A 24,220-nucleotide genomic window follows, 5' to 3' on the forward strand; every position below is an offset into this window, starting at 1 on the left:
TCATCTCCTTTCAGGCGGCTGATCCAAGCTCAGCGTCCAGGTCTATTCCCTGCTCACGCATGGCTGCCAATTTGTATCGCAACGCCCGGGTCGACACCCCCAGCGCCTCAGCCGTCTGGGTACGGTTCCCGCCGAACTGCTTTAAAATGTCGAGAATGTACTGGAACTCCGCCATTTTTTTCGCTTCTTTATGGCCTTTGTCAGCTTCCGCCGGTCGACTCAGCGCCTGTCCATTCAAGACTTCAACCTTCGTCACCTCCACCGGCAACATCAGATCCTGAGCCGTAATGAAGTCACCATGACGCATCACCAGCGCACGCTGAATAACGTTTTCCAGTTCGCGAATATTGCCCGGCCAGTGGTACTGCACCAGTGCATTGCGTGCATCTTCCGACAACTGGCAGTTGCCCTGCTCGAGGTATTTGGAAATGAAGAATTGACCGAGAGGCAGAATGTCTTCCGGACGCTCACGAAGTGGTGGCCAATGCAGCGGCAGAACATCCAGACGATAATAGAGATCTTCCCGGAATGTCCCTTCCTGAACGGCTTTGCGTAAATCTTTATTGGTGGCAGCAATCACCCGGATATCCAGTTGAATGGATTTATGGCTGCCGATTCGCTCCACTTCCCGCTCCTGCAGTACTCGCAGCAACTTCGCCTGCAGCGCCGGTGCCATTTCTGCGATTTCATCGAGCAAAATCGTACCGCCATTTGCTTCTTCGAACTTGCCGCTCTGGGATTGGATAGCTCCGGTGAAAGCCCCTTTGGTGTGACCAAACAGCACCGCTTCCAGCATGGACTCCGGGATTGCCGCACAGTTAACCGCCACAAACGGTTTATCTGCCCTCAGCGAATGCTGGTGCACATACTGGGCCAACACTTCCTTTCCGGTTCCTGATTCGCCCGTGATCAGCACGGTGGCACTGGTACAGGCAGCCCGGTGCGCCAGTTGCAGTATCTGCTTACTGCGCCAGGATTCCGCCACGATATCGTCCATGGGTTTTTCCAGCGCTTCGACCCGCTGCAATAAACTCAGCAGTTGCGAGGCTTCAAACGGCCTTAGCAGGTAATCAGTGGCTCCCGCTTTCATCGCGTCGGCCGCCAGCAGTCCCTGATCCTGATCGACAATAGCAATCGCCACCGGCGTGTTACCTTTGGCATCCGGATTCAGCTGGCTGTGACGAATCCACTCGGTCAGACTAATGTCGTGCAAGTTAGAGCTGACCAGAGTGATCCCCCCCAGCCGGTTATGCAAAACAGCCCGGCCTGAAGTGAAATGACTGACGGTATAACCGGCCAGTTCCAGTACTTCAATCACCGGGCGGGCAAGATGAAAATCAGGTTCTATGAGTTGAATAGATTGGTGGCGCATTAGTCTGACTGGCTCCCTTTATCGTCCTGACGACGAATAACACGAACGGTCACCCGGCGATTATTCGCCTGGCCCAGCTCCGAGTCGTTACCGGCAACGGGATAACGCGCCCCGTGTGCACGAACCTGGATTAGCGATGCCGGCACACCGGCTTCTTCCAGTACACTGGCCACATCATCAGCCCGAACTCTGGCAATTTGCAGATTCGCCAGTGAAGAGCCGACATTGTCGGTATGCCCGTCAATCAGAATCCGCTTCACCGATTTATCCAGTCGGACGTACTCTGCAATGTCACGCAGGATTTGCTGCTGTTGCGATGAAGCAACACGCTGACCGGACTCAAACGGTAAGGTTAAATCCCTTGCCTGCTGGTACGACATTGCAGGCAACGCGGCTCGGCAACGCGTGAATTCGGTCAATGCGTCACGCAGGTGAACGCCCGGCAACTGCACCAGTACCGGAGATTCCAATGTTTGCGAAGAAACAGACAGCTGAAGCCATGCGCCTTCAGACATCGCTCGAAGCACATCATCCATTGCGCCATTAAAAATCAGCTCATGATTGGATACCTGGCGAGCCTCACCGACCGGCAGCAACTGCTCGTTGCGGCTCCACGGCGATTCCCACTGGTACAGTTTGGCAATCTGAATGGATTGAGGCAGCTGAAAACTTTCCACTTTAAAAGCCAATTTCTGACTTGGTTCAGCGATAAATGACACCTGCCCAAAATTATTTATCTTTTGATTTAATAAACACTGAAAATGGTCGCCTTTATATTCCCATTTAACTAAATCAATAGGAACTGCAATATTTTGAGCGTTTACCTGGCCAACTTGAAATGCCAAAAGAAATATCCATGAATTCTTACAGCACTTATTAATCATGAGCATTCCCTCTCTTGCCCATATTCTTTTTCATCTTTATTAGTATTCTGTACAAAATTCATTCAGTGTTTTACCAATGAATGAGATTGAATATTTTCATCAGATTTATAAATCAATAAGAAAACCCTCACCTTTTCCTGCCAATCGTGAATTATTGACACTCAGAGACGAGAATTTGACACTTCTCATTTTATTTCATAAGCCTAACGGCAATTGGAGCCAAACAAACAAACCATTTATTAACAATAAGTTAAACAATTTGCATAATAATTATAAGGTTAATTTGGTGAGGCACCTAAAAATTGCACTAAATGGAAAAGATGAAAACCAATAATTCTTAACGCTTTATATTATGTGGACTAAAGTCACAAATTTGAATTTGTAATATCATTGAATATAAAAATGACGGGGTAGACTGACCGCATTAACTTTTCTAGTTACATATATATTAATAATAAAAATAACTAAATGAGTTTCATATCATTAACCGGATGTAAAAATGAAATCTATTGAATTAGAGGGCGACCACCAATATCCGACGCTGAATACGGATTTGTTGGGCAGGCCAATCCATACGATACGGGAGGAACTCAGAAAGATTCTTGAAGGTTCAGTCTCAGGCATTCAAAACCAGATTCAGAAATGGCTGCTGAACTATTCCGTATCATTTCATTTCAATGAGATAACCTTACATTTCCCTGAACATGCCGAGGCGATGCAGACAGCGTCAACATTTTGTCACCAACAAGGCGGCCTGCTGAGCATTCAGTTGGAAAAAGCCTCGCTGCTGGGCCTGTCAGATCACTTCTACGGAGCGGCCATTCACCGGGCAAACGCGTCAGACACAAGTGCGCTTGCAGGTATCGCTCTGTCCAACAGTGACCTGCGTTTACAACAACGTCTTGGCCGCCTGATCGCCGATGCCATTGCGCCTGATGATATGTGGCAGAGCATGGAGGCAATCCCAAGCAACGATGTGGGTTTGCTAGTCAGGTTTACTCTGACTTGCGAGTCCCAGAGCGGCACATTGTCCGTGCTGCTTGACGGACATCTGATTCAAACCCTGATCAATGAACTGGAGCTGCAACCCCAGGATCCGGCCATTCCCCACCGATTCCGTCACGCCCTGGAAAAAACCCCGGTCAGTCTGCAAGCCGTGTTAAGCCGTAAGGTCATGCCGCTCAGCCAGGTTCTTGCCCTGCAACCCGGCGACATCATTCCGATCGATCTGCTAACCCAGGCACCGGTCAGTATTGGCCAGGAACATTTATTCAACGGACAAGTCGCTGATCAGAACGGTCAGCTGGTCCTGATACTGAAAGAAACCAAGGATTCCCATTCATGAGTGAGATGAACGAACAAACCGCATTCAATGCCGAGGATTTGAACTTCAATGATCTGCAACTTGAAGATTTCGATACCGACCTGGCTGCCTCCGCGCCAGCCATGGCATCGATGCCTGAGCGGGATCTGAGCTTCTTCCGCAAAATTCCGGTCACGGTGACACTGGAAGTGTCCAGTACTGAAATCTCTCTCGGTGAGCTGATGAAAGCCGGAGAAGGCACGGTTATCGAACTGGACAAACTGAATGGCGAACCGCTGGATGTGAAAGTCAACGGCTCGCTGATGGGACACGCCGAAGTGGTTGTGGTTAATGAAAAATATGGCCTGCGCCTGATTGATGTGGTGGATTCACCAATCAACTCCCTGGAACACTGATTGATGGCAACACCCACAATGACTCCTTTCAATGTCTCCCTTGCGGCCAAACGCCGCCTGATGATTGGCAGTGGTGTCCTGATCGGATTGCTGGCGCTGAGTGCCAGCTTTCCCACTCTGGCCGGTGACGGCGGCTTGTCCTTCCTAACAGTCACTGACGGACAAACTGAGCAGGAATACAGCGTTAAGCTGCAAATTTTGCTGCTGATGACGGCACTCAGTTTTCTGCCGGCTTTTTTGCTGATGGCAACCAGCTTCACCCGAATCATTATTGTTCTGGCGATTCTGCGTCAGGCATTGGGCTTGCAACAAAGTCCGCCTAACCGGGTACTGGTCGGGATTGCCCTGGCGCTGACCATACTGATCATGCGCCCGGTCTGGACCGACGTGTATCACAATGCATTTGTGCCATACGATCAGGGAGACATTACCCTGATGCAGGCTTTTGACAGAGCTGAGAAACCGGTCAGCGACTTTATGCTGCACCAGACACAGCAAAGTGCCCTTGAGCAAATGCTGCGAATTGCCAACGAGCCGCTTGATCAGAAAGCAGAGGACGTCTCATTTGCTGTCCTGTTACCAGCCTTTGTCATTAGCGAACTGAAAACGGCGTTCCAGATCGGTTTTATGCTGTTTATCCCGTTTCTCATCATCGATCTGGTAGTGGCCAGTGTGCTGATGGCAATGGGGATGATGATGCTGTCGCCATTGATCATTTCCCTGCCTTTCAAACTGGTGATTTTTGTCCTGGTCGACGGCTGGGCAATGACCGTGGGCACCTTATCCGCCAGTTTCGGCTGAGGGAGAATGACATGACGCCGGAACTTGCCGTTACCCTGTTTTCTGATGCTGTATGGGTCATTATCAACATTGTGCTGGTGCTGGTTTTGCCCGGCTTAGTGGTGGGGCTGCTGATTGCTGTATTTCAGGCGGCAACCCAGATTAACGAACAGACCCTGAGCTTTTTGCCTCGTCTGATTGTCACGCTGCTGATGGTGATTTTCGCCGGCCACTGGATGCTTCGTCGCCTGATGGAGCTGTTTGATTACCTGTTCCACAACATTCCCGGGATGATCGGCTGATGGTCATCACGTTCGCGGAATTCAATGCCTGGCTGGGCCAGTTCTGGTGGCCGTTTTTCCGAATTGGAGCAGCGTTGCTGGCCATGCCGTTTTTTGGGGATGCGCTCATCCCGTTATGGGTACGGGCATTATTCGCCTTGTCACTGGCGGTGATCACGGCGCCCTTAATGCCTGCCATGCCAGCCGTGGATCTGCTATCCCTGTCAGCCATTGCACTGGCGTTCGAGCAAATGATATGGGGCATTTTCTTTGGCCTGATCATCCATTTGCTGTTCACCGTACTTACAATGCTGGGGCAGATTGTCTCTCTGCAGATGGGGCTCGGCATGGCCATGATGAATGACCCGGTCAATGGGTTGTCAGTGGCGATTCTCGGGCGAATGTTTCTGATCTTCTCCACCCTGCTGTTCCTTGCGCTGGAAGGCCACTTGGTGGTGATCGATATTCTGGTGCAAAGCTTCTACCTTTGGCCGGTCGGCTCGGGACTGGCCATGCCGTCCCTGCACAATGTCGTTGATCTTATCACCTGGATGTTTGCTTCTGCGCTGGCGCTGGCGTTACCGGCCATCGTTTCCATGCTGCTGGCTAACATCAGTTTTGGTGTTATGAACCGTGCCGCACCCAGCCTCAATGTGTACGCACTGGGTTTTCCGATGACCATGATTCTCGGCCTGTTCAGTATCCTGCTGTCTGTCAGCGGGGTGCCGGGACGCTATACCGAACTGGTTCATACCACACTGGAACAACTCCAGCTGTTTGTGACGGGAGGCGTATGAGCGACCATTCAGCCCAGGACAAAACCGAAAAGGCATCTCCCCAGAAAATCCGCAAAGCCCGTGAGCAGGGACAGATTCCCCGCGCCAAAGATTTCACCACTGCAGTGATCTTTCTGGTGGTGGCCGTCTATTTTTCGACGCAACTGGCCGACATCTGGCAAAGCATGGCTGGCATCTTCCGTTTTAACATGGCACTCACCCATGCCGATCTGGAGAACCCATGGCAGGCCATCGAACAATTGGGTCAGAGTCTTGGTCTTATCATTGAGCTGTTGCTGCCGTTGTTTGCGGCCATCCTGGTGGCCACCTTCGCCAGTTCACTGGTACTGGGGGGATGGCTGTTTTACCCGGCCGGGGCACTGCCTAAACTCAGTAAGCTCAACCCACTGGCGGGTATCAAACGGATGTTTTCCAGCCGCTCGCTGGTTGAGCTGTTGAAATCAGCCCTGAAAGTGACGGTCATTTTTGCGCTGTTGTATTTCTATCTGGATCAGCACTTGGCTCAGTTGCTGGGGATGCAGTCACTACCGCTGGAGCAGGGCGTAGTTGCCATCATGGTCATCCTGTATGACGGGGTATTGCTGATGGGGCTGGCACTGCTGCTGTTTGGCTTGATTGATATTCCCTACCAGCGCTGGGAGCACCTCAAGCAGCTGAAAATGACCAAGCAGGAACTCAAAGAAGAATTTAAGAATAACGAAGGGCGTCCGGAAGTGAAGCAACGCATCCGCCAGATTCAGCAACAGTTCGCCCGCCGTAAGATTGAAAAAACCGTGCCGCAGGCGGACGTGGTGATCGTCAACCCGACCCATTATGCCGTTGCCATCAAGTATGACCCGGCGCTGGCAGATGCTCCCTTTGTGGTCGCCAAGGGAATCGATGAAACCGCCATGCACATTCAGCGTATCGCCCGCGAAAATGGGGTGGAGATTCTCAGCTCGCCGCCCCTAACTCGTTCGATTTACCACACTACCCAGCTGGAACAAGCAATTCCGAGTCAGCTGTATATTGCTGTCGCCCATATTCTCACTTATGTGTTGCAACTCAGGGCGTTCCGAACTGGCCAGGGCAATCAGCCTCAGCCGTTGCCGACATTTGTCATTCCAAAACATTTACAGCATTGACGCTTCCTGTCGTGCTTTACAGAGTGACCGACTTTGTTTGAACACCAACCACGTAACGCAACCAGATTAACGCAATTCAACCGGACAAGAGATAACAAGATGCTGACTTTGACTACAGCACGAAACGCCGTAAGAAGGACTACGCATGTTTAATTGGCTAACCCAACTCCGACAGTCGAGCAAAGGATATATCGGTATCCCGTTTGCTTTGCTCATGATCCTGGCTATGGTGATCCTGCCACTGCCACCGATGCTGCTCGATGCCCTGTTCACTTTCAACATTGTGCTGGCCATTCTGGTTCTGCTGGTCAGTACAACAGCCAAACGCCCGTTAGATTTCTCGGTTTTCCCGACTATCCTGCTGGTCGCAACGCTGATGCGTCTGACCCTGAACGTAGCCTCAACCCGGGTTGTCTTACTGGAAGGCCATAACGGCGGCGATGCGGCCGGTAAGGTCATTCAGGCATTCGGTGAAGTGGTTATCGGCGGAAACTATGTGGTCGGTATGGTGATTTTCGTCATCCTGATGATCATTAACTTTGTCGTGATTACCAAAGGTGGTGAACGTATTTCAGAGGTGGCTGCCCGTTTCACTCTGGATGCCCTGCCGGGTAAACAGATGGCGATTGATGCCGATCTTAACGCGGGTCTGATCGATCAGGAACGCGCCAAGCAGCGCCGACGGGAAGTGGCGAATGAAGCCGACTTTTACGGTTCCATGGACGGTGCTTCCAAATTCGTTCGCGGCGATGCCATCGCTGGTCTGCTGATCCTGTTTATTAACATTCTGGGCGGGATCAGTATCGGGGTGTTCGAGCATGGTCTGGGGGCGTCAGATGCCTTTAAAACCTATGCCCTGTTGACCATTGGTGATGGTCTGGTCGCACAAATCCCATCACTGTTACTGGCAACGGCCGCAGCCATTATCGTCACCCGTGTTAACGACAGCGATGACGACATGGCCGAGACAATGCGTAATCAGCTACTGGCCACCCCAGCGACTCTGTTCACAGTCGCCGGGGTGATGCTGGTGATCGGGCTGGTTCCGGGCATGCCACATCTGGCCTTCTTCTCTTTTTCTGCGGTGCTGGCCTTTGCGGGTTGGCGTCAGCTCAAAGCCCCTGTTCGTGACACACAGCTGGACGAAGTGCAGGCCATATCCGATGCAATGCAGCGCGATCAGGAGCAGCCACTGAACTGGGACGATATTCCGCATATTCACAGCCTGTCACTGGCTCTGGGATTTCGGCTGGTGCACCTGGTCAACAAAGAGCAGGGTGCGCCACTGACCCAGCGTATCCGCGGGGTACGTAAAAACCTGTCCGAGCAGGTCGGTTATCTGCTGCCGGAAGTCAACATCCGCGATAACCTGAGCCTGAAACCTAACCAGTACACCTTGTCGGTCAACGGTGAAATCATTGAACAGGGGATGATCGAACCGGATCGCCTGATGGCGATTGCCGTCGGGGAAACCTATGGTGACATAGACGGTATTCTCGGCAGTGACCCGGCCTATCAGCTCCCAGCGGTATGGATCCAACACGATGACAAAGCGCGCGCGCTGAACATGGGCTATCAGGTTGTGGATGATGCCACCGTGATTGCCACTCATCTGAGCAAAGTGATGAAAACGCACCTTGCCGAGCTGTTCACCCATGACGATGTCGACCTGATGAACCAGCGTCTCGCCCACCAGGCCCCAAAACTGGCCGAAGCATTGAGCGCGGCACTCAACCCGGCACAACAGCTGAAAGTTTTCCGCCAGTTGTTACTGGATCAGGTTCCCCTGAAAGATATTCGAACCATCGCCAACACCATGCTCGACAGCAGCGAGAACACCAAAGACCCGATTCTGCTTGCCGCTGATGTGCGATGCAGCCTGCGCCGAACCCTGGTGAACCTGATCAATGGCGACAAACGGGAACTGAGCGTGTACACCCTCTCCGATAACCTGGAACAGATGCTGATGACGTCGCTGCAACAGGCTCAGGCAGGCGGACCTGTGATGCTCGACAGTTTCCCGATTGAGCCGAATATTCTGAGCCAGTTCCAGCAAAATCTGCCACTGATTCGCCAACAGCTGAAACAGCAGGGCCTGGCACCGGTTCTGCTGGTGATGCCGCAACTGCGACCATTACTGTCACGGTATGCCCGCACATTCGCCCAGGGACTGGCGGTGCTGTCATTTAACGAAATTCCGGAAAACAAACAGATAAACGTGGTAGGCAACCTTGGATAACCTCACACAACTCAATACACTTCGCGCGTTTGTGCTGGGGCTGATGCCAGCGGCGGTAAGTCACAAGGATGACAGCATTGTGCTGGATGCACTGCGCTACAATGACATCCGCCATGTCTGTCAGGCCATTCGGCATACCCAAAACGATGACGAACATTTTCAGCATCTGACCCTGCGCTTTGGCGGAAACAGCGAGCAGAGTGTTTACCGCTTTGCCCTGTCAGAGACCATGCGCATCAGCTTAGATCTCTACAGCCTGTATCTGGCAGTAAGGCTGATCCGTTGTCAGCTGGATGTTTATCGTCCGGCCACCATTCATGCCGTTGTCGTGCCCTTGCAGTCTGAGACGGTGAGCAGCCCGCAGGGACAGCAATTTCTGCGAGAAATTTACCGCCAGCACAGTGCAGCTATGGCGCACATCATTCCCTGCATCCAGCTGATTCACTCACTCCCGCCAGTGCCAGCCCTCACGCAGCAACTGCATTGGCTGAGGGCACAATCCGACAGGCTTTGGTTCGAGTTGAACACGCCCAGTGAACATCTGGTTTATACCCGCGCATTCCACCCGGACGCGATTAAAGTTTCCCAGCCCTTAACCAGTGAGGCCAGTCGCGACGGACTAGAGCCGATCGCCGCTTTCACCCGTGAACAGCAGATTGATTTCATCGCAGGTCGTGTTGGCACAAGACAGGATCTTCACCACTACCGGTCACTCGGCGCGTCCTACTATTTCGGGTATATCCGGGATATTCCAAGCACGGTCAGAGAGATGCCACTGCGACTGGTAGCGTCAAACAACTAACCTGCCACATCATTTTTTCAGCCCCGTCAGCGGGGCTTTTTTTCGTTCTGAATGCCAGTCCCCGTGTCTGCCTCTGCCTCTGCCTCTGCCTCTGCCTCTGCCTCTGCCTCTGCCTCTGCCTCTGCCTCTGCCTCTGCCTTCCATCAAACCTTTCTGATTATCTAAAGGAAAACATTAAATTTTTTTTGACTAACTATCATGGATTTGCGCTCAGGTTCACCAATTCTATTCTCTCGCCGTTATTTATAGATTTATTTTTAATTCTTGATTAATCATCGCCAGAAGACGTCCGCATACAGTGGTTGAGCAGGAAAACATCCAGATAGATTTGAACGAGGAGAACTATCATGGCTCTATCAATGCACACTAACTACGCGTCACTGGTTACTCAAAACACCCTGAACAATACGTCTAACCTGTTGAACACAGCGATGGAACGTCTGAGCACCGGTTACCGTGTAAACTCAGCCGCTGATGACGCAGCAGGCCTGCAGATTGCAAACCGTCTGGACGCACAAACACGTGGTATGTCTATGGCAATGCGTAACGCCCAGGACGGCATCTCGATGATGCAGACTGCCGAAGGTGCGATGGACGAAATGACCAACATCGTTTACCGCATGAATGATCTGGCAACTCAGGCATCAAACGGCTCCGTAACTAATAATGACCGTACGGCAATGAATGCGGAATACCAGCAATTAGGTGCTGAACTGGTCAATATCATGGGTTCTACCAGCTTCGGTGGTAGCAAGCTGCTTGAAACTGGCGGCGGTGCATTTGAAGCTGCAGCAGTGAACTTCCAAATCGGCACTAATGCTGGTGATCAGCTGGCAGTAAATGTTTCAAAAGAAGTAAAAGCAATCAATACACAACTTACTGCTGATGCAACAACTGGCGCTATCCTTGGTGATCTAACTTCAGAAGCGAATGCACAAACTGCACTGACAGCACTGACTGGTGCAGACGGTGACGCAGGTCTGCTGGCTGATCTGGGTGCTGCACGTTCAGCACTGGGTGCGAATATCAACCGTCTGGAGCACACCATCACTAACCTGGGCAACATGGTAGAAAACACTTCTGCCGCAAAAGGCCGTATCATGGATACTGACTTTGCAGTGGAGTCATCAAACATGACCAAAAACCAGATGCTGATGCAAGCCGGTACTACCGTTCTGTCTCAGACTAACCAGCTGCCAGGTATGGCAATGTCACTGCTGCGTTAATCAAGTCGCTCAGACACTCCTTTGGCAAGGCCTCCTTAACGGAGGCTTTGTTTTTTGTACATACGCTGACCCATGTACCCGTCCGGTTTACCTTCTTCATTTTTCACTTTGACTATCGACACGCGACACCTGTAAGCAATTGACTGAAATTAAGTTTTCCCCAAAGCCAGTGCATTTTGCATTGCCCACTGTTAGTTGTTCACTGTGCACATTGCCTGATATCACACCCGCCTGCTTTGCCCCCTGTGATGCCAGTTCCGTTCGGTCGCTTAACGGTTAATTCCCGCAGCGCTCTGGTCGCCTCATTGCCTGGTGACACCAGCAAAATCAACGCTTTCCCATTGTATTTGAGAATCAACCCCCGCTCGCATTGATTCGCTCTCTGGAGACGAAGCAAAGACAGGAAAGCGGAATCAGCGGAACCCACAGGCGGAAGCGAATAGCGGAAGCTTCACTTCCGCGCTGAGTGTTTATTGTGCGTAAACAGCTGATTTTTATTACTTAAATGCAGTTTAAAGCTGGCACGGTTATTGCCAAACAACACTATCTCAATTAGGAGTGCTGACATGAGCTCAATGGATCCAATTTCAATGGCAACCCAGTTCGCCACCCTGGATGTCAAACCTTTCCAGACGCGTTACCAGCTCCAGGCTGATAAATACCAGAGCCAGCTGAAAGCGCTGGGTGAGGTAGAAACCGCGCTGCGGGAGTTCCGCACCGCGGTCAACAAGATGAATACGGCCACGTCGGGCATTATCACGAACGCAGCCACATTGAGCGAAGAAGGCTTTTTTACCGCCAGCACCAATGCCAACGCCCTGACCGGTAACTACCAGATTTTCGTAGAGCAGGTCGCCTCCGCGCATCAGATGTCGACCGGTATGCCAGCGGGGATCACGTCAACGACCGAGATTCCGACAACAGGTACGCTGGACTTCACCATCGATGGCGAAACATTCTCAGTTGATCTCTCCACCGTCGACAACGACGGAGACGGGAAAGCCACCATGGCGGAACTTGCTACCGCAATCAACACCAACAGCAATAACAAAGGGGTGAATGCCACGCTGGTTCGCGCAGATGGCGAAACCCATTTCATGCTGTCGAGTACCGAAACCGGCGTCGCCAATACGATTCAGGTATCCGCTTCGGGCACCGGCCAGGCCTGGTTCGACGACGCCTTTACCAATACCACGGATATCAGTACCCCACAGGATGCTGTGATCTGGCTGGGTCCACAAGGCAGCGGACTGAAACTGACCAACGGCAGCAATACCTTCAGCGGTGTCATTGATGGTGTCGATATCACCGTTAACAAGGCCCAGAGCGCCGGTGACACACCGATTAGCATGGGTATTGCCGCCGATAGCGAAGCGACTAAAGAGCAGCTCAACACCTTCATTGACGCCTACAACAACCTGGTTTCAACCATCGATCGCCTGACCTCAACCGGCTCAGAAGACAGCAAACGGGGCGCACTGGCCGGAGACCCGACTACCCGTTCAATTGAAAGCCAGCTCAATAACGTTCTGCGCAGTCAGTTTGAAGGCAAAAGCCTGATGGAAGTGGGCCTGAGTATCAATCGGGAAGGCAAGCTGGAACTGGATGAAAAACGCTTTACGGCAGCGCAACAGAACAACGGTGCCGCACTGGAAGCCATGTTCAACGGCGACGGTAACCTGTTCGACTCGCTGGACAGTGCTATGGAGCCGTACCTGAAATTTTCCAGTGGCCTGTTTTCATCTCGAAAAGACGCGATTAAGCAGAACCTGTCACGAATTGACACCAAACAGGAAGCGTTGCAGCGCAAATATGACATGGCGTACGACCGTTACCTGGCCCAGTTCACCCAGATGAATCAAATCATGACTCAAATGAATCAGACCAGCGGTCTGTTCGCAATGTAAAGGACCCTTTTTATGTTAATGCAAGATTCCGGTTTTAACTCTTACCAGCAAGTTGATCTGGATGCCCAGGCTGCCTCTGCTTCCCCGCATCAGTTGGTACTGATGCTGATTAACGGTTTTATGGATGAACTGGTACGAATCAAAGGCCACATCATCGCGAAGCGGTTTGCCGAAAAAGGCACGGGGATCAATAAGTGTATGAACATTCTGACGGGTCTGGACAGTGCGCTGGATATGGAACAAGGCGGAGAAATTGCAGCCAACCTTCACGATCTGTACGAGTTTGCCCAGTTTGAACTGTTCCGCGCCAGCCTCAACAACGATCTGAACCGCCTCGACAACGTCGAAAAGGTCATGACCAATATCCGTGAAGGCTGGGAAGGGTTCGGTACGCATGTTTAATGTCACTGCCGCCATGCTGAAACAGTGTCGCCAGCAGCTATTCCTGGCCGCACAGCGACAGGATTGGCAAGTGCTGAGCCAGACCGATCTGAAGCTTCGCCGTCTGTTGACAGCATGCCGTCAACAGTATCGGCAATCCGGCCTGAATCCCGAGATTCAGGCTGAACTGGCACGTCTGCAACTGGAACACCAACGCGCGATGCAGGCCCTTTCGGAAGCCCGAGAGGAAGTCCAGATCCAGATCGCTGCCACCGGCGATCAGAAAGAGCGCTTTGAAGCCTATCAACTGGCTCTGAACATGGAGTAAAGGATGCAGACTTCCATTCTTCCTAACAATGGCTCCAACGCAATATCCGGCTCGGTATCCGAAGGCCTGGGTCTAAAAAATGCGTTCAGCCCGAAAAAAAGCCCGGTGCCTGAAGCCGGACATGACAGTTTTTCGTCAGCACGCGAGATAGCTCAGCGTCGCAAGCAATCGGACAACACCGCCCGCAACGATAAAGCACACGCTTCGGCTGAACGAAACTCCCGTACTGCCGAGGATGATTCATCTGCCGCCGATATGCCTGCTGCCGGTATGTCTGCCTCTCATTCGATGCCAGCGAATCCGAAGGCATCGCCACATACCGGGAATTCTGCAGGACAAGCAACATCAGCCATGTCAGGAGAGATAGCAGCCGTTCCCGGGGTCATGTCCGCCACGACGGTTGGCACAGCCATGCCGACAGGCCTCACCGCTGGCTTCTTGATGACAGGTTCCTTATCTGCTGATGCCGTCAGCGCCAGCAATGGGCTGACCAGTACAGGCCCTAATGGCTGGACATCCGGCACATCGCCGGGTTCAACATTATCGGGTACACCTCTGACGGATGGGATGCTGGCAAGCCAGCGCAGTGTAAGCAACGGGCTGAGCGATACCCTGCTGCCGGGAGCGGACAGAACCGCCACATTCACCGAGACCCTCGGCACGGCCAATAACTCATTACATGGCTCGCTGGGCAGTGCCAGCGCAACTGGTGCCGGTCCGACAATGCCCGCTCAGTCAGCCGGTCCCGTGACTTGGGCAGCCATGCACCTTGACGGCAGCCAACCTGCCAAATGGGGCGAACAAATGCTGCAAGTACTGCACGACAAAGTTTCTCTTCAGGCTACTCAGCACCTTCAGGAAGCCCGTATCCGTCTCGATCCGCCGGATTTGGGCAAACTGGATTTGCTGGTGCGCGTGGAAGGTGATCGACTCAACATTCAGCTGAATGCCAACAATGCAGCCGTTCGAGATGCGCTGGTACAGGTCTCTGAACGACTGCGTGCCGAGCTTCAGCAGCAACAGTTTGTGCACGTCGATGTGAATGTCGGCCAGGGTGATCAGAGCTCGTCACATTCTTCCTCACAACCGGAAGATGACAGTTTCCAGCCATGGGTTCGGCAGGCGAACGACACCGCAGAACACAGTGAGCAGACATCTTCAGATCACTGGCTGTCCCTGACCGCCTAAGCGTGTCGCTTTTATCGGCCAACCAAAGACCGCCAAGTAAGGACTTGCATTCATGACCAAAAAACAAATCACTACATTGCTTTTCGCCTCGCTGCTGATAAGCGTCATTGCTTCGGCGCTCACCTTTTCCGGGACGGTCTGGTACATGAAAAACCACCGCCAGTTCAACCTGGACGAGATGTTGACTAGCTTCAGTTTTCAGACTGAGGAAGCCCCATCCGATCAACCGGTGTTTCATTCTTTGGACAAACTGGTACTGAGTGTCAAAGGCAGCCGCCAGACGCACTTCGTGATGCTGGAACTGGCCATTGCAACCTACCAGCCAGAGCGCATTAAAAACATCGACAACTACATGCCGGTGGTACGCAATGCCCTGCTGAAGCTGTTCAGCAACAAAACGTATGAAGAGCTGCAAAACCAGCCAACCATTGATGCCCTGCAGGAAGAAGTCAAACAAACCCTGCTGACGGCATTTGCCGACACCCACATCGCGCGAGATATCGACGATGTCCTGCTCACCAAATACGTGATCCAGTGAGGCTACCATGCTTGATATGAACCCTGCCGATCATTATTGCGCCGAGCAGCCTGTCAGCGCTCAGCGTCCGGCGTTCAACGAAGACCGCCTGATACGCAAACACCTGATTCTGGTTAAACGCGTGGTGAATCAGCTGCGCAGCCATACCAGTACCCATTGCAGCCTGGAAGATATGCAGCAATTGGGCATGCTCGGTCTGCTCGAAGCGGCCCGCCGCTATGAAAATGTGGATGACCCGAATTTTCCGGCTTTCGCCGTGTGTCGGATTCGCGGTGCCATTCTGGATGAATTACGTCGTCTGGACTGGCGCTCTCGTCAAACCCGTCAGCAGGCCCACGAGCTCAATGACATCACCCGAGATCTCACCAAGCAGCTTGGCCGCCAGCCGAGCGAAGCCGAGATCATTGAGGCACTGGGTACAGATAAAGAAGATTACCAGCAGCGGCTTCACGCCAGTCTGGCGAGCGAAATGCAAAGCCTGGATCAACTGATTGAAAACGGGGCGGATATGGCCCACGACAACCATCAGGATGCCATTCAGCACGAGCAGATAAAGCGAACCCTTGAAGTTGCACTAACCAAACTGAAGCAACGGGAGCAACTGCTGCTCACGCTGTTCTATCAGCATGATATGAACCTGCATGAAATTGCCCTGGTACTGAATCTGACCCCACCCCGCATCTGTCAGCTGCACAAACAGGCGCTGAAACAGTTAAACCAATACCTGTCGTCTTAGGAGATCCCATGCAAAAGTTTACAGGTGCCCTGATTATCATTCTCTGCGTCTTTGGCGGTTACCTCTGGGCCGGGGGCAAGCTGGCCGCTATCTGGCAACCGGCGGAACTGCTGATCATTGCTGGTGCGGCCATCGGCTCCCTGATCATTGGCAACCCACCTCATGTGCTCAAAGACATGCGCAGCCAATTGCGTGAGGTGTTATCCCCCCGCAAGGATGAATCAGAGTTTTACATGCAGCTCATGGCTCTGCTGCAAGTGTTGCTGGAAAACATTCGCACCAGCGGTTTCAAGTCGCTGGATCGCCACATCGAAGACCCGGCCAATAGTGAGCTATTTCACCGCTACCCGCTGGTCGCAGAGCATCCGCAACTGGTGTCGTTTATTACCGACAATTTGCGTTTAATGGCAATGGGGCAGATGTCGCCTTTTGAGTTAGAGGGACTGCTGGAGCAGGAAATTGCGGCTATCGAGCAGGATTTGCTGTTACCTTCCCGCTCACTGCAACGTACCGCGGAAGCCCTGCCGGGATTCGGTATCCTGGCAGCCGTTATGGGCATCATCATCACCATGCAGGCGATTGATGGTTCCATCGCGATGATTGGCTACCACGTTGCAGCCGCTCTGGTGGGCACATTCTTAGGTATTTTCGGTTGTTACTGCATTTTTGACCCAGCCAGTAATGCCATGGCGCAGCGCGTAAAACGTGATATGACCGCTTTTGAATGTACCCGCGCAACTTTGGTGGCATACGTAGCAAAAAAACCAACCTTACTCGCTATCGATGCCGGACGAAAACATATCCAGCTGGACATCAAACCTTCCTTCAACGACATGGAGAAATGGCTGGCTGAACAGGAGGGGTAATGCAAAAACAAGAGCACATCGTCTTTAAACGCGCCAGTAACCGGCACCATGAAGAACATCATGGAGGCGCATGGAAAGTGGCGTTTGCTGATTTCATGATTGCTCTTATGGCCCTTTTCCTGGTGCTGTGGCTACTACAGGTGGTGGATCAGAAAGAGCGGCGGGCCATCGTCGCTTACCTGAACAGCTCCAGCATTTTTGACGAAGGTGCCGGTAACCCTTTCGATACTGCCAACAGCCTTTCTCCGATTGATTTCGGCGGTGAAGCCGCCGATCTCAGCTCACACGATGCCGCGCAGACTATCACCTCCTTTTTTGACGGCAACGGTGACGGACCGGAAAGCGATGCCCTGATCCCCGGCAGTTTTGAAACTCAGGAACAGCTGACGCTGCTGGCTAAAGTAGTAGAAGAAATGGCCAAGCAGGCTGCCGCCCAAGGCAATGTGATGGTAGATGTTACCCCACAGGGACTGCGGATCATTTTGCAGGACGATTTCCGCCAGAACATGTTCAGTCGGGGCGGAGCCCAGCTCACACCGTTTTTCGAAGATCTGCTGCTGGCCATTGCCCCGATTTTCAAACAGATCAGTAACCAGCTGATCATCAGCGGGCACACCGATGCTACCCGCTTTAAAGGCCATTTCAGCAGTAAATCTAACTGGGAACTGTCTGCCTCACGCGCCAACGTGGCACGCCAGACACTCATCGCTGGCGGTATGCCCGAGAACCGGGTACTGCAGGTGGCTGGTATGTCAGATCGCGCCCTGCTCAATCATGAAGAGCCGGATGCAAGCGAAAACCGCCGGATTGAATTGTTTATTCTGACGACACCGGCAGCTCAGGTGCTCGACACCCTGTTTGGCAGCAAAAACCCGGATAACCCGGTCAATAAAGCACGCCAGGCTGCAGAGCAGAACCAGCCAGTACTCCGACGCCAGTTGGTTCAAAACCACCCGGTCAGCGATTCATACCGTCAGCCAGCGGCCACGTCGATGCCGGATCAGGAGCCAGGCCTGGTTCTAGATAAGGGGCTTGGGCCAGATCAGGGGCCAGGACATATTCAGGCAACTCATCAGGCAGAGGCGCACTTACTCACCGCCAGAATTAGCCAACCATCACCGCTTTCCTGAGCCGACCGGTTGGACATGTTCCGAACGTTCGATGCATAACAATCAATACTTAACGTTCGGAACCGCTGAGGACAGTAAACATGAATCAAGCAGTAAACATAAACTTGTGGAACTGAATGGAAACAAAGGGATTTTTGACACCATTCAACCATTGTGGAATAAACAGTGACTTTGCACCCTCCGCTACACGGTTATAATCGCCACCGTATTTTCAAGGAAGTCAGACAGGTCAACCATGGCGCACATTGAACGACGGACACGCAGGCCCGATACCCTGCAAAAAACCTTTCTCTGGCTGATTGTGATAGATTATTGCCTTCTGGCAATGTTTCTCCTGAAGCTGAACGCCCTCACGTTGCGACAAGGTACGCTCATCAGCCTGTTGCTGGTGTTCTATAACGTCATCCTGACCTTCTTGTGTTTCCAGCGGGCCAACCGCCGGGATGATTCTTATATTGTGTACCCAACCCTGTCAGCCACATTGCTGGCATTTATCTGTTTTCTGTATTTCTTTTTTCTGGCCTAACGAGGTCTTATCTTCGTGCTACCGGTCTTTTACCGGATTACCGGCAAAAAAAATCCGAGGGGCAAGCACACCCTCGGATTTTTTATGACCAACATAGTCCGTGTATCGACCGGCTGAATTCACCTGACTCAGCGTATGGTAGGGAACCTCATCAACAACACCATTATCAACACCAAAGACAGGCACGCAAACCCAGACCCGACGTAACCAATTTCCTCCAGCGAACGCCACTGGATTACTTTGCTGCCAATCAGTGCCCCGGCGCCAATGCCCAGATTGATGATGCCAGAGAACATCGACATGATCATATCAGAAGCATGGGTATCGATATTGAGTACCTTGACCTGCATCGCCAGACACACAATCATTAGCGCCGTACCCCAGAACACTAGCACGGTACTGATTGTCCAGGGATGTGAAACAGCCAGCAGCAACAGTGCCATACACACCATCACAACCACCGTGTTACCAACGAGCAGGCGGGTATTGGCCTTCTCCCCCCAGTAACCGAAAATGACGCTGCCCAGAATGCCTGCAATACCAAACAGAAGCAGCAGGAAAGTAGTGAAGTGCTCACTTACCTCGCCAATCCCTTTCATAAAAGGCTCAATGTAGCTGTACGCCGAATAATGAGCGGTAAAGATCAGAAAGATAAACAGGTACAGCCCCATCAACGTTGGCTTACGCAGCAATTCCGGGAGTTTTTTCATCGAGCCGGTGAAAAGACTTGGCAATGGCGGCAACAGCCTGAACAGCGCCATCATGATCAGCAACGCCACGACAGCAATCACCCCAAAGGTGGTTCGCCAACCCAGCCATTGACCAATAATCCGACCCAATGGCACCCCGAGCACCATCGCAAGCGAGGTACCGGTCGCCAGCACACTGAGTGCCAGCGTTTTCTTACCCGGCGGTGCTACCCGAATCGCGATAGAAGCGGTAATCGACCAGAACACCGCATGTGCAAAGGCAATGCCGATCCGACTGGCTACCAGCATTTCAAAATTCCAGGCAATGACCGAGAAACCATGGCTCACGATAAACAGGGTAAAGACCATCAACAGAAGCTTTTTGCGCTCAATATGGCTGGTCAGCATCATCATGGGTAGCGACATGGAAGCCACGATCCAGGCGTAAATTGTCAGCATCCAACCAGTAGTCGCCGGCGTCGTGTCAAAATCACGGGCGATGTCAGACAACAACCCGACCGGCACAAACTCAGTGGTATTAAAGATAAAGGCACTAAAGCCCAGCGCGAACACACGCAAATACTGACGATGGCGCGAAGGCTCATTCGTCACTGCAGCAGATAACGTCATAGTTTTAAAAAAGAGATAAACAGAAGAGAACAGGAGGCGGGGATTGTCTCGCCCTTTCGGTGTAAATGAAAGACAAAACCAGCCGGCAGGCTGGTTTTCATTCGCTGGCACATCCCAAAGACGAGCCTCAGCTGCGCAGCAAGGCAACCACTGTGTGTCGGTGAACATTGGCCTGCGCCGTGATCGCCTGATAGGTCGCGCTGAACCCACCGGAAAACTGGGCGGATAAATGGCTCAGTCGGCCTTCAGCGGCAGCCACATCGCCCTGAGTGCCCAGCCTTTCCAGTTGTTGCTCCATTTGCTGCGCCAACTGAGCCTGGTAGGCTTTAATATCATCCAGGCTCTGCTGAACCTGGCGCAGATGCAGATTCACTTTACTGAGGGTCTGACGAATACCGTCACGGTGCGCCGTGCTGATGGACAGGTCTTCAACCCCTTCAGGTTCAGGTTGCAGACGGATCTGATTGGGTTGCCCTGCCGGGTATCGATGTCCCTGCCCGGTAACCAGCACCTGCTGCTGCATCTGCAGATACGCACTGTCTGTCGTTTTAAACACCAATTCGCCGCCATCCGTGGCGGCTGCCCGCATTCCCAGCGGAATCAAATTCCGATCGAGTTGGCGTACCAGCTGTTTGTCATCCAGTCGTGGATCAAACTGCAGGGTAACGGCCCCCGCTTGCGGAAAATCGAGCCTGAGCTGCTCTGCCTGATGGCGTAACCGGGTCAGGTTCAGGCCGGGAATGGTAAATGCGCGGCCAGCCTGACCGTTCAGCTGAACCTTCAGTTGGGCATCCAAGACCCGCCCTTCCTGCGTGCGGGCACTGTCGAGAGTGTGACGAATAACCTGCTGGCTGTGGGCCAGCTTGTCATTCGACGATGGCGGCGCTGGTTGCTGGCTGCTCAGAGACTGTGCCAGAACTCGCTTCATCGATTGCAGTTCTCGCCCGACCTGCAGCAGCGCCTGCTGCGCCACCTGCACTGTTGTCGCCTGGTGCTGACCTTTTGCCAGCACGGCTTTGGAGACTGAAAAATGTCCCTGCGGCGCAGATACCATCCGGGCCGGACGAATGGCCGGCACCTCAGCAGCGGAACGATCCGTCACGGCCGACGGGGTAATGGTGGTTTGACCTTGTCCGGTCAACCGGACGCTCTGAGGGCCAACGTCAGCCGTTGCATTAACCATACGTCCCTGCCCTCTTACAGCTGTCCGAACAACGATAGTTCATTAATTTTCATATAACTGGCCTGCGTGGCCTGTAGCGCACTGATGTAATTATTCAGCCTGACCGACGCTTCGCCGTAGTCCAGCGCTTCGAGATCACCCGAGACCTTGTCGACAAACAGTTTGTTTTCACTGTGGCTGTTTTCCAGCAAATCCAGGTTGTTCTGACGACCACCGATGGTCGTCATTGCTTCCAGCACATTGGACAGCGTCGCATCAACCGCATTCAGCGCACTGTTCACTTCATCATGAAACGCCGCGGTTGGCTGTTTGAACTCGGCTATCACCTTATCGATGCGGTTGATGATGTTGTCGCCGCCAAGCTCAAGGATTTCACCAGCCGTGACATTGGATTCCATGGTCACCCCTTTCGCCACCGTCACTACGCGCTTGTCGTTATTGCCGTTGATGACATATTCGCTACCGGCGGCAACCAGTGACGGCTGATCGGTCTGGGTACCGGAAAACAGATAATTGCCTTCCTCATCCTGAGCATTAAAGGTCGACACCAGGCTATCACGCAGGCTTTCCAGTTCGGTGACAATACCAATTCGGTCATCCTCACTGAGCGATTCATTTGCGCCCCACAGCACGAGATCCCGCATACTTTTCAGGCTCTCATTGGCGGCGTCCAGATACGTTTCCTGGCTCGACAGCGTCGTTTTAACATTGCTGATGTTATTGCGGTACTGATCCAGCGCCTGCCCTTCACGCTCCAGGTTCAATAGTTTGATCGAGTCGATGGGCGCATCAGAAAGCTTCGTCAGACGCTTGCCCGTTGACATTTGCTGCAGAACTTCGCCCAGCCCGGCATTATTGCTTTGCAAACTTTGCAGCATCATCTGACTGAACTGGGTATCACTGATTCTCATTTCATCACCTTTTCTGTGCGACGCCGTTAAAATAGCTGCAAGACCGTATCGAACATCTGATTGGCGGTACTGATCACTTTCATGTTGGCCTGATAGGCATTGGCAAACACCATCAGATTTGCGGCTTCTTCATCACTGTTTACCGCACTCAGATTGTCGCGGGCTGCCAGCGCTTGCTTATTCAGGCTTTCTGCTGCCTTATGATCGGCACTGGCCTGACGGGTTTTAATGGCGGTCTCGCCAACCATCGAAGTAAACGCATCATTGATGGTGACATTGCCAAACCCACTGATGGCAAAAGACTGGTTTCCAATCGCCACCAGCTTCTGCAGCACTTCGCTGTTGCCCGGCGTACCATCAGCTGAAAACGCCAGGTCTTCCGGAGACAAATCGGCCACTGTCAGACTGGCTGCCGGATTAGCCGGGTTGTAGGTAAACAGCGGTGCCCCCTGATTGCCGTTCAAATCCTTACCGGTAGCCAGCACGCGGTTGAATTCGTCCGCCAGGTTCGCAGCCATATCATTCAATGCTGCCAAATTGGGCTTGAGGGTCTCCAACTGATAATCATCAATCGCCCCCAACTGCCCGCCGACTTTTCCGTTCACCGGAAAATGCTGGCCGGAAAATTCCAGATTGAGCGTCGCCAGATAAGGATCTGTGTTGTCAGGCACCGTATTCAGCTGAGCGGCTTCCGAGCCCAGTACCAGTGGCTGGCCGGAAGCCAGGGTCACCTGCAGGCTGCCGTCCGGTTGTTCTGTGGTTCTGACGTCCATCAGCTTCGACAGCTCGCCAATCAGGTTTTCCCGGGTATCCAGCAGCTGCGCGGCATTACCGCTGGTCGCTGAAGCTTCAACAATCTGGCGGTTCACATCAGCCAGATTGCTAAGCAGACTGTTGGCATGCTCAACCGCCGCACCCCGCTGATCGCTCATGTTTTTGTGCTGAGCGTGAAGTGATTCGGTCAGCGTATTGAAACGGCGTGACAGCGCTTCTGCTTCGTTAATCACCTGCTGGCGCAACGGAATCGACTGTGGTTTCACCGTGGCATCGTTGAGCGCCGCATACAATGTATCCAGTCCGCCAGACAGGCTGAACGCATCCGCGCCCAACAGGCTTTCCAGCTGGCTCATGTTCGACAAATAGCGCGAAGAATACGCGGCCTGGCTGTTGGTCTGCCAGGTTTGCTTGACCAGAAACTGATCGGCCACACGGCGAATGCTGGTGACTTCCACACCCCCTCCGGCACTGTGGCGCCCCTGACCGCCCAGCGAGCTGGTCAGTACCTGTTGCCGGCTGTAACCCGGGGTGTTCACGTTCGCCACATTCTGGGCGGTCACATCAAGCGCGACTTTGTTGGCATTGAGGCCAGACAACGCGATATTAATCATGGACATGGCAATTAAAGCTCCACTTTATGGATCAGGGGCTGCTGGAAAGCAACGGTGCCCATGGATTCCTGAAACATTTGACGGAAGGACACTCTTGGATCGTAGGCGGCGGCCAGAGCCGTATCATTAAACGCGGCCAGCCCCTCGTCAGTCGAAGGCGTGGTGACTGCGGCAGTGCCCAATCCAACGCTATCGTTGGCTGCCGTTTGCGGCGCCGTGGCATGACTGACCGGCATTTTTGACAGCGCCTGACTGGCATGAGGCAGGGTCGGACTCAGCTGTTTAATCAGCATGTCAGCGATCCCGCTGCGCTGCTTTTTTGCCAGTTCGATGGCCAGCTGACCGTCGTAAAAATCACGGTATACCCCCTGCTCCTTGCTGGAAAACGGATTGTCCTCCGGCGCCAGCACATCGCTGCTGCTGCGCATCTGACGCAGCACCATTTGCAGGAACATGGCTTCAAACTGGCCAGCGACCGTTTTGAGCGCCCCCTGCTGATCGGCCTGTTGCCGGATAGTGGCCAGCGCGCTGTTGTCGTGGTAAAGCATGGCGTTCATCTGTGCCATGTCACCATTACTGTCTACTTTCATGCCCC

General features: G+C 52.9%; 25 protein-coding genes. 18 read left to right on the plus strand and 7 right to left on the minus strand.

Translation table 11 applies throughout. The annotated features are described in order from the left end of the window. Positions 1-10: 10 nt before the first annotated feature. Positions 11-1,372, minus strand: coding sequence for a sigma-54-dependent transcriptional regulator (locus tag FH974_RS24305; protein WP_047885097.1), 1,362 nt, complete (start codon positions 1,370-1,372; stop codon positions 11-13). Next, on the minus strand, positions 1,372-2,262 hold the full coding sequence (locus tag FH974_RS24310) for a MotY family protein (protein WP_084712541.1): 891 nt from the start codon (positions 2,260-2,262) through the stop codon (positions 1,372-1,374). The genes FH974_RS24305 and FH974_RS24310 overlap by 1 nt, the downstream gene beginning before the upstream one ends. A gap of 493 nt (positions 2,263-2,755) precedes the next feature. Between FH974_RS24310 and FH974_RS24315 the strand changes: the two genes are divergently transcribed. The 18 genes from FH974_RS24315 to FH974_RS24400 all read left to right on the plus strand — a co-directional run bounded on the left by FH974_RS24315 (position 2,756) and on the right by FH974_RS24400 (position 18,824). After that, positions 2,756-3,601 (plus strand): FliM/FliN family flagellar motor switch protein, encoded by an 846-nt coding sequence (locus FH974_RS24315; RefSeq protein ID WP_053061813.1) that lies wholly within the window; start codon positions 2,756-2,758, stop codon positions 3,599-3,601. After that, positions 3,598-3,975 (plus strand): flagellar motor switch protein FliN, encoded by a 378-nt coding sequence (gene fliN / locus FH974_RS24320; RefSeq protein WP_047885096.1) that lies wholly within the window; start codon positions 3,598-3,600, stop codon positions 3,973-3,975. Before FH974_RS24315 ends, fliN begins: the two co-directional genes overlap by 4 nt. Before the next feature lie 60 nt (positions 3,976-4,035). Beyond that, entirely contained in the window at positions 4,036-4,776 is a 741-nt protein-coding gene (fliP, locus tag FH974_RS24325; RefSeq protein WP_047885171.1) for a flagellar type III secretion system pore protein FliP, read from the plus strand. Positions 4,777-4,787: 11 nt separating this feature from the next. Next, positions 4,788-5,057 (plus strand): flagellar biosynthesis protein FliQ, encoded by a 270-nt coding sequence (fliQ, locus tag FH974_RS24330; RefSeq protein ID WP_047885095.1) that lies wholly within the window; start codon positions 4,788-4,790, stop codon positions 5,055-5,057. Continuing rightward, complete coding sequence (gene fliR / locus FH974_RS24335) at positions 5,057-5,833, plus strand: flagellar biosynthetic protein FliR (protein WP_047885094.1); 777 nt, start codon at positions 5,057-5,059, stop codon at positions 5,831-5,833. The genes fliQ and fliR overlap by 1 nt, the downstream gene beginning before the upstream one ends. Continuing rightward, entirely contained in the window at positions 5,830-6,957 is a 1,128-nt protein-coding gene (flhB, locus tag FH974_RS24340; RefSeq protein WP_047885093.1) for a flagellar biosynthesis protein FlhB, read from the plus strand. Before fliR ends, flhB begins: the two co-directional genes overlap by 4 nt. Positions 6,958-7,102: 145 nt before the next feature. Continuing rightward, positions 7,103-9,196 carry a flagellar biosynthesis protein FlhA gene (gene flhA / locus FH974_RS24345; RefSeq protein ID WP_207103888.1) on the plus strand — a complete coding sequence of 698 codons (2,094 nt, stop codon included), beginning with the start codon at positions 7,103-7,105 and terminating at the stop codon, positions 9,194-9,196. Next, on the plus strand, positions 9,189-9,998 hold the full coding sequence (locus FH974_RS24350) for a hypothetical protein (protein WP_207103889.1): 810 nt from the start codon (positions 9,189-9,191) through the stop codon (positions 9,996-9,998). The genes flhA and FH974_RS24350 overlap by 8 nt, the downstream gene beginning before the upstream one ends. Positions 9,999-10,345: 347 nt before the next feature. Next, positions 10,346-11,224, plus strand: coding sequence for a lateral flagellin LafA (gene lafA, locus FH974_RS24355; protein WP_207103891.1), 879 nt, complete (start codon positions 10,346-10,348; stop codon positions 11,222-11,224). Between the two features lie 566 nt (positions 11,225-11,790). Continuing rightward, positions 11,791-13,131: a flagellar filament capping protein FliD gene (gene fliD / locus FH974_RS24360; protein ID WP_207103892.1), complete on the plus strand. Its 1,341-nt coding sequence runs from the start codon at positions 11,791-11,793 to the stop codon at positions 13,129-13,131. 12 nt (positions 13,132-13,143) lie between these two features. After that, the gene (gene fliS / locus FH974_RS24365; protein WP_207103893.1) at positions 13,144-13,533 is read left to right on the plus strand and encodes a flagellar export chaperone FliS; all 390 of its coding nucleotides are present in this window, start codon (positions 13,144-13,146) and stop codon (positions 13,531-13,533) included. Beyond that, complete coding sequence (locus FH974_RS24370; RefSeq protein WP_047885087.1) at positions 13,526-13,840, plus strand: hypothetical protein; 315 nt, start codon at positions 13,526-13,528, stop codon at positions 13,838-13,840. Before fliS ends, FH974_RS24370 begins: the two co-directional genes overlap by 8 nt. 3 nt (positions 13,841-13,843) lie before the next feature. Further along, on the plus strand, positions 13,844-15,028 hold the full coding sequence (locus tag FH974_RS24375) for a flagellar hook-length control protein FliK (protein WP_242551927.1): 1,185 nt from the start codon (positions 13,844-13,846) through the stop codon (positions 15,026-15,028). A gap of 52 nt (positions 15,029-15,080) precedes the next feature. Continuing rightward, positions 15,081-15,566, plus strand: a complete 486-nt coding sequence (locus FH974_RS24380) for a flagellar basal body-associated FliL family protein (protein WP_207103894.1) — start codon at positions 15,081-15,083, stop codon at positions 15,564-15,566. 7 nt (positions 15,567-15,573) lie between these two features. Next, positions 15,574-16,302: a FliA/WhiG family RNA polymerase sigma factor gene (locus FH974_RS24385; protein ID WP_047885085.1), complete on the plus strand. Its 729-nt coding sequence runs from the start codon at positions 15,574-15,576 to the stop codon at positions 16,300-16,302. 8 nt (positions 16,303-16,310) lie between these two features. Then, positions 16,311-17,168 carry a flagellar motor stator protein MotA gene (motA, locus tag FH974_RS24390; RefSeq protein ID WP_207103895.1) on the plus strand — a complete coding sequence of 286 codons (858 nt, stop codon included), beginning with the start codon at positions 16,311-16,313 and terminating at the stop codon, positions 17,166-17,168. Continuing rightward, positions 17,168-18,298 (plus strand): flagellar motor protein MotB, encoded by a 1,131-nt coding sequence (locus tag FH974_RS24395; RefSeq protein ID WP_207103896.1) that lies wholly within the window; start codon positions 17,168-17,170, stop codon positions 18,296-18,298. Before motA ends, FH974_RS24395 begins: the two co-directional genes overlap by 1 nt. A 235-nt stretch (positions 18,299-18,533) precedes the next feature. Beyond that, the gene (locus FH974_RS24400) at positions 18,534-18,824 is read left to right on the plus strand and encodes a hypothetical protein (protein WP_047885083.1); all 291 of its coding nucleotides are present in this window, start codon (positions 18,534-18,536) and stop codon (positions 18,822-18,824) included. Between the two features lie 128 nt (positions 18,825-18,952). Here the strand turns inward: FH974_RS24400 and FH974_RS24405 are convergent, their stop codons facing one another. From FH974_RS24405 to FH974_RS24425, 5 genes are all read right to left on the minus strand, one after another. Next, positions 18,953-20,143 (minus strand): sugar transporter, encoded by a 1,191-nt coding sequence (locus FH974_RS24405; protein ID WP_047885082.1) that lies wholly within the window; start codon positions 20,141-20,143, stop codon positions 18,953-18,955. Positions 20,144-20,270: 127 nt separating this feature from the next. Next, positions 20,271-21,326 (minus strand): flagellin, encoded by a 1,056-nt coding sequence (locus FH974_RS24410; RefSeq protein WP_207103897.1) that lies wholly within the window; start codon positions 21,324-21,326, stop codon positions 20,271-20,273. A gap of 14 nt (positions 21,327-21,340) precedes the next feature. Continuing rightward, the gene (gene flgL, locus FH974_RS24415) at positions 21,341-22,237 is read right to left on the minus strand and encodes a flagellar hook-associated protein FlgL (RefSeq protein ID WP_207103898.1); all 897 of its coding nucleotides are present in this window, start codon (positions 22,235-22,237) and stop codon (positions 21,341-21,343) included. 26 nt (positions 22,238-22,263) lie between these two features. Next, complete coding sequence (gene flgK / locus FH974_RS24420) at positions 22,264-23,631, minus strand: flagellar hook-associated protein FlgK (protein WP_047885079.1); 1,368 nt, start codon at positions 23,629-23,631, stop codon at positions 22,264-22,266. A 5-nt stretch (positions 23,632-23,636) separates the two neighbouring features. Next, the gene (locus FH974_RS24425) at positions 23,637-24,215 is read right to left on the minus strand and encodes a rod-binding protein (RefSeq protein ID WP_207103899.1); all 579 of its coding nucleotides are present in this window, start codon (positions 24,213-24,215) and stop codon (positions 23,637-23,639) included. Positions 24,216-24,220: the final 5 nt, after the last annotated feature.

Origin of the sequence: Photobacterium ganghwense (genome assembly GCF_017329545.1) — a bacterium.
GTDB classification, from domain to species: Bacteria; Pseudomonadota; Gammaproteobacteria; order Enterobacterales; family Vibrionaceae; genus Photobacterium; species Photobacterium ganghwense.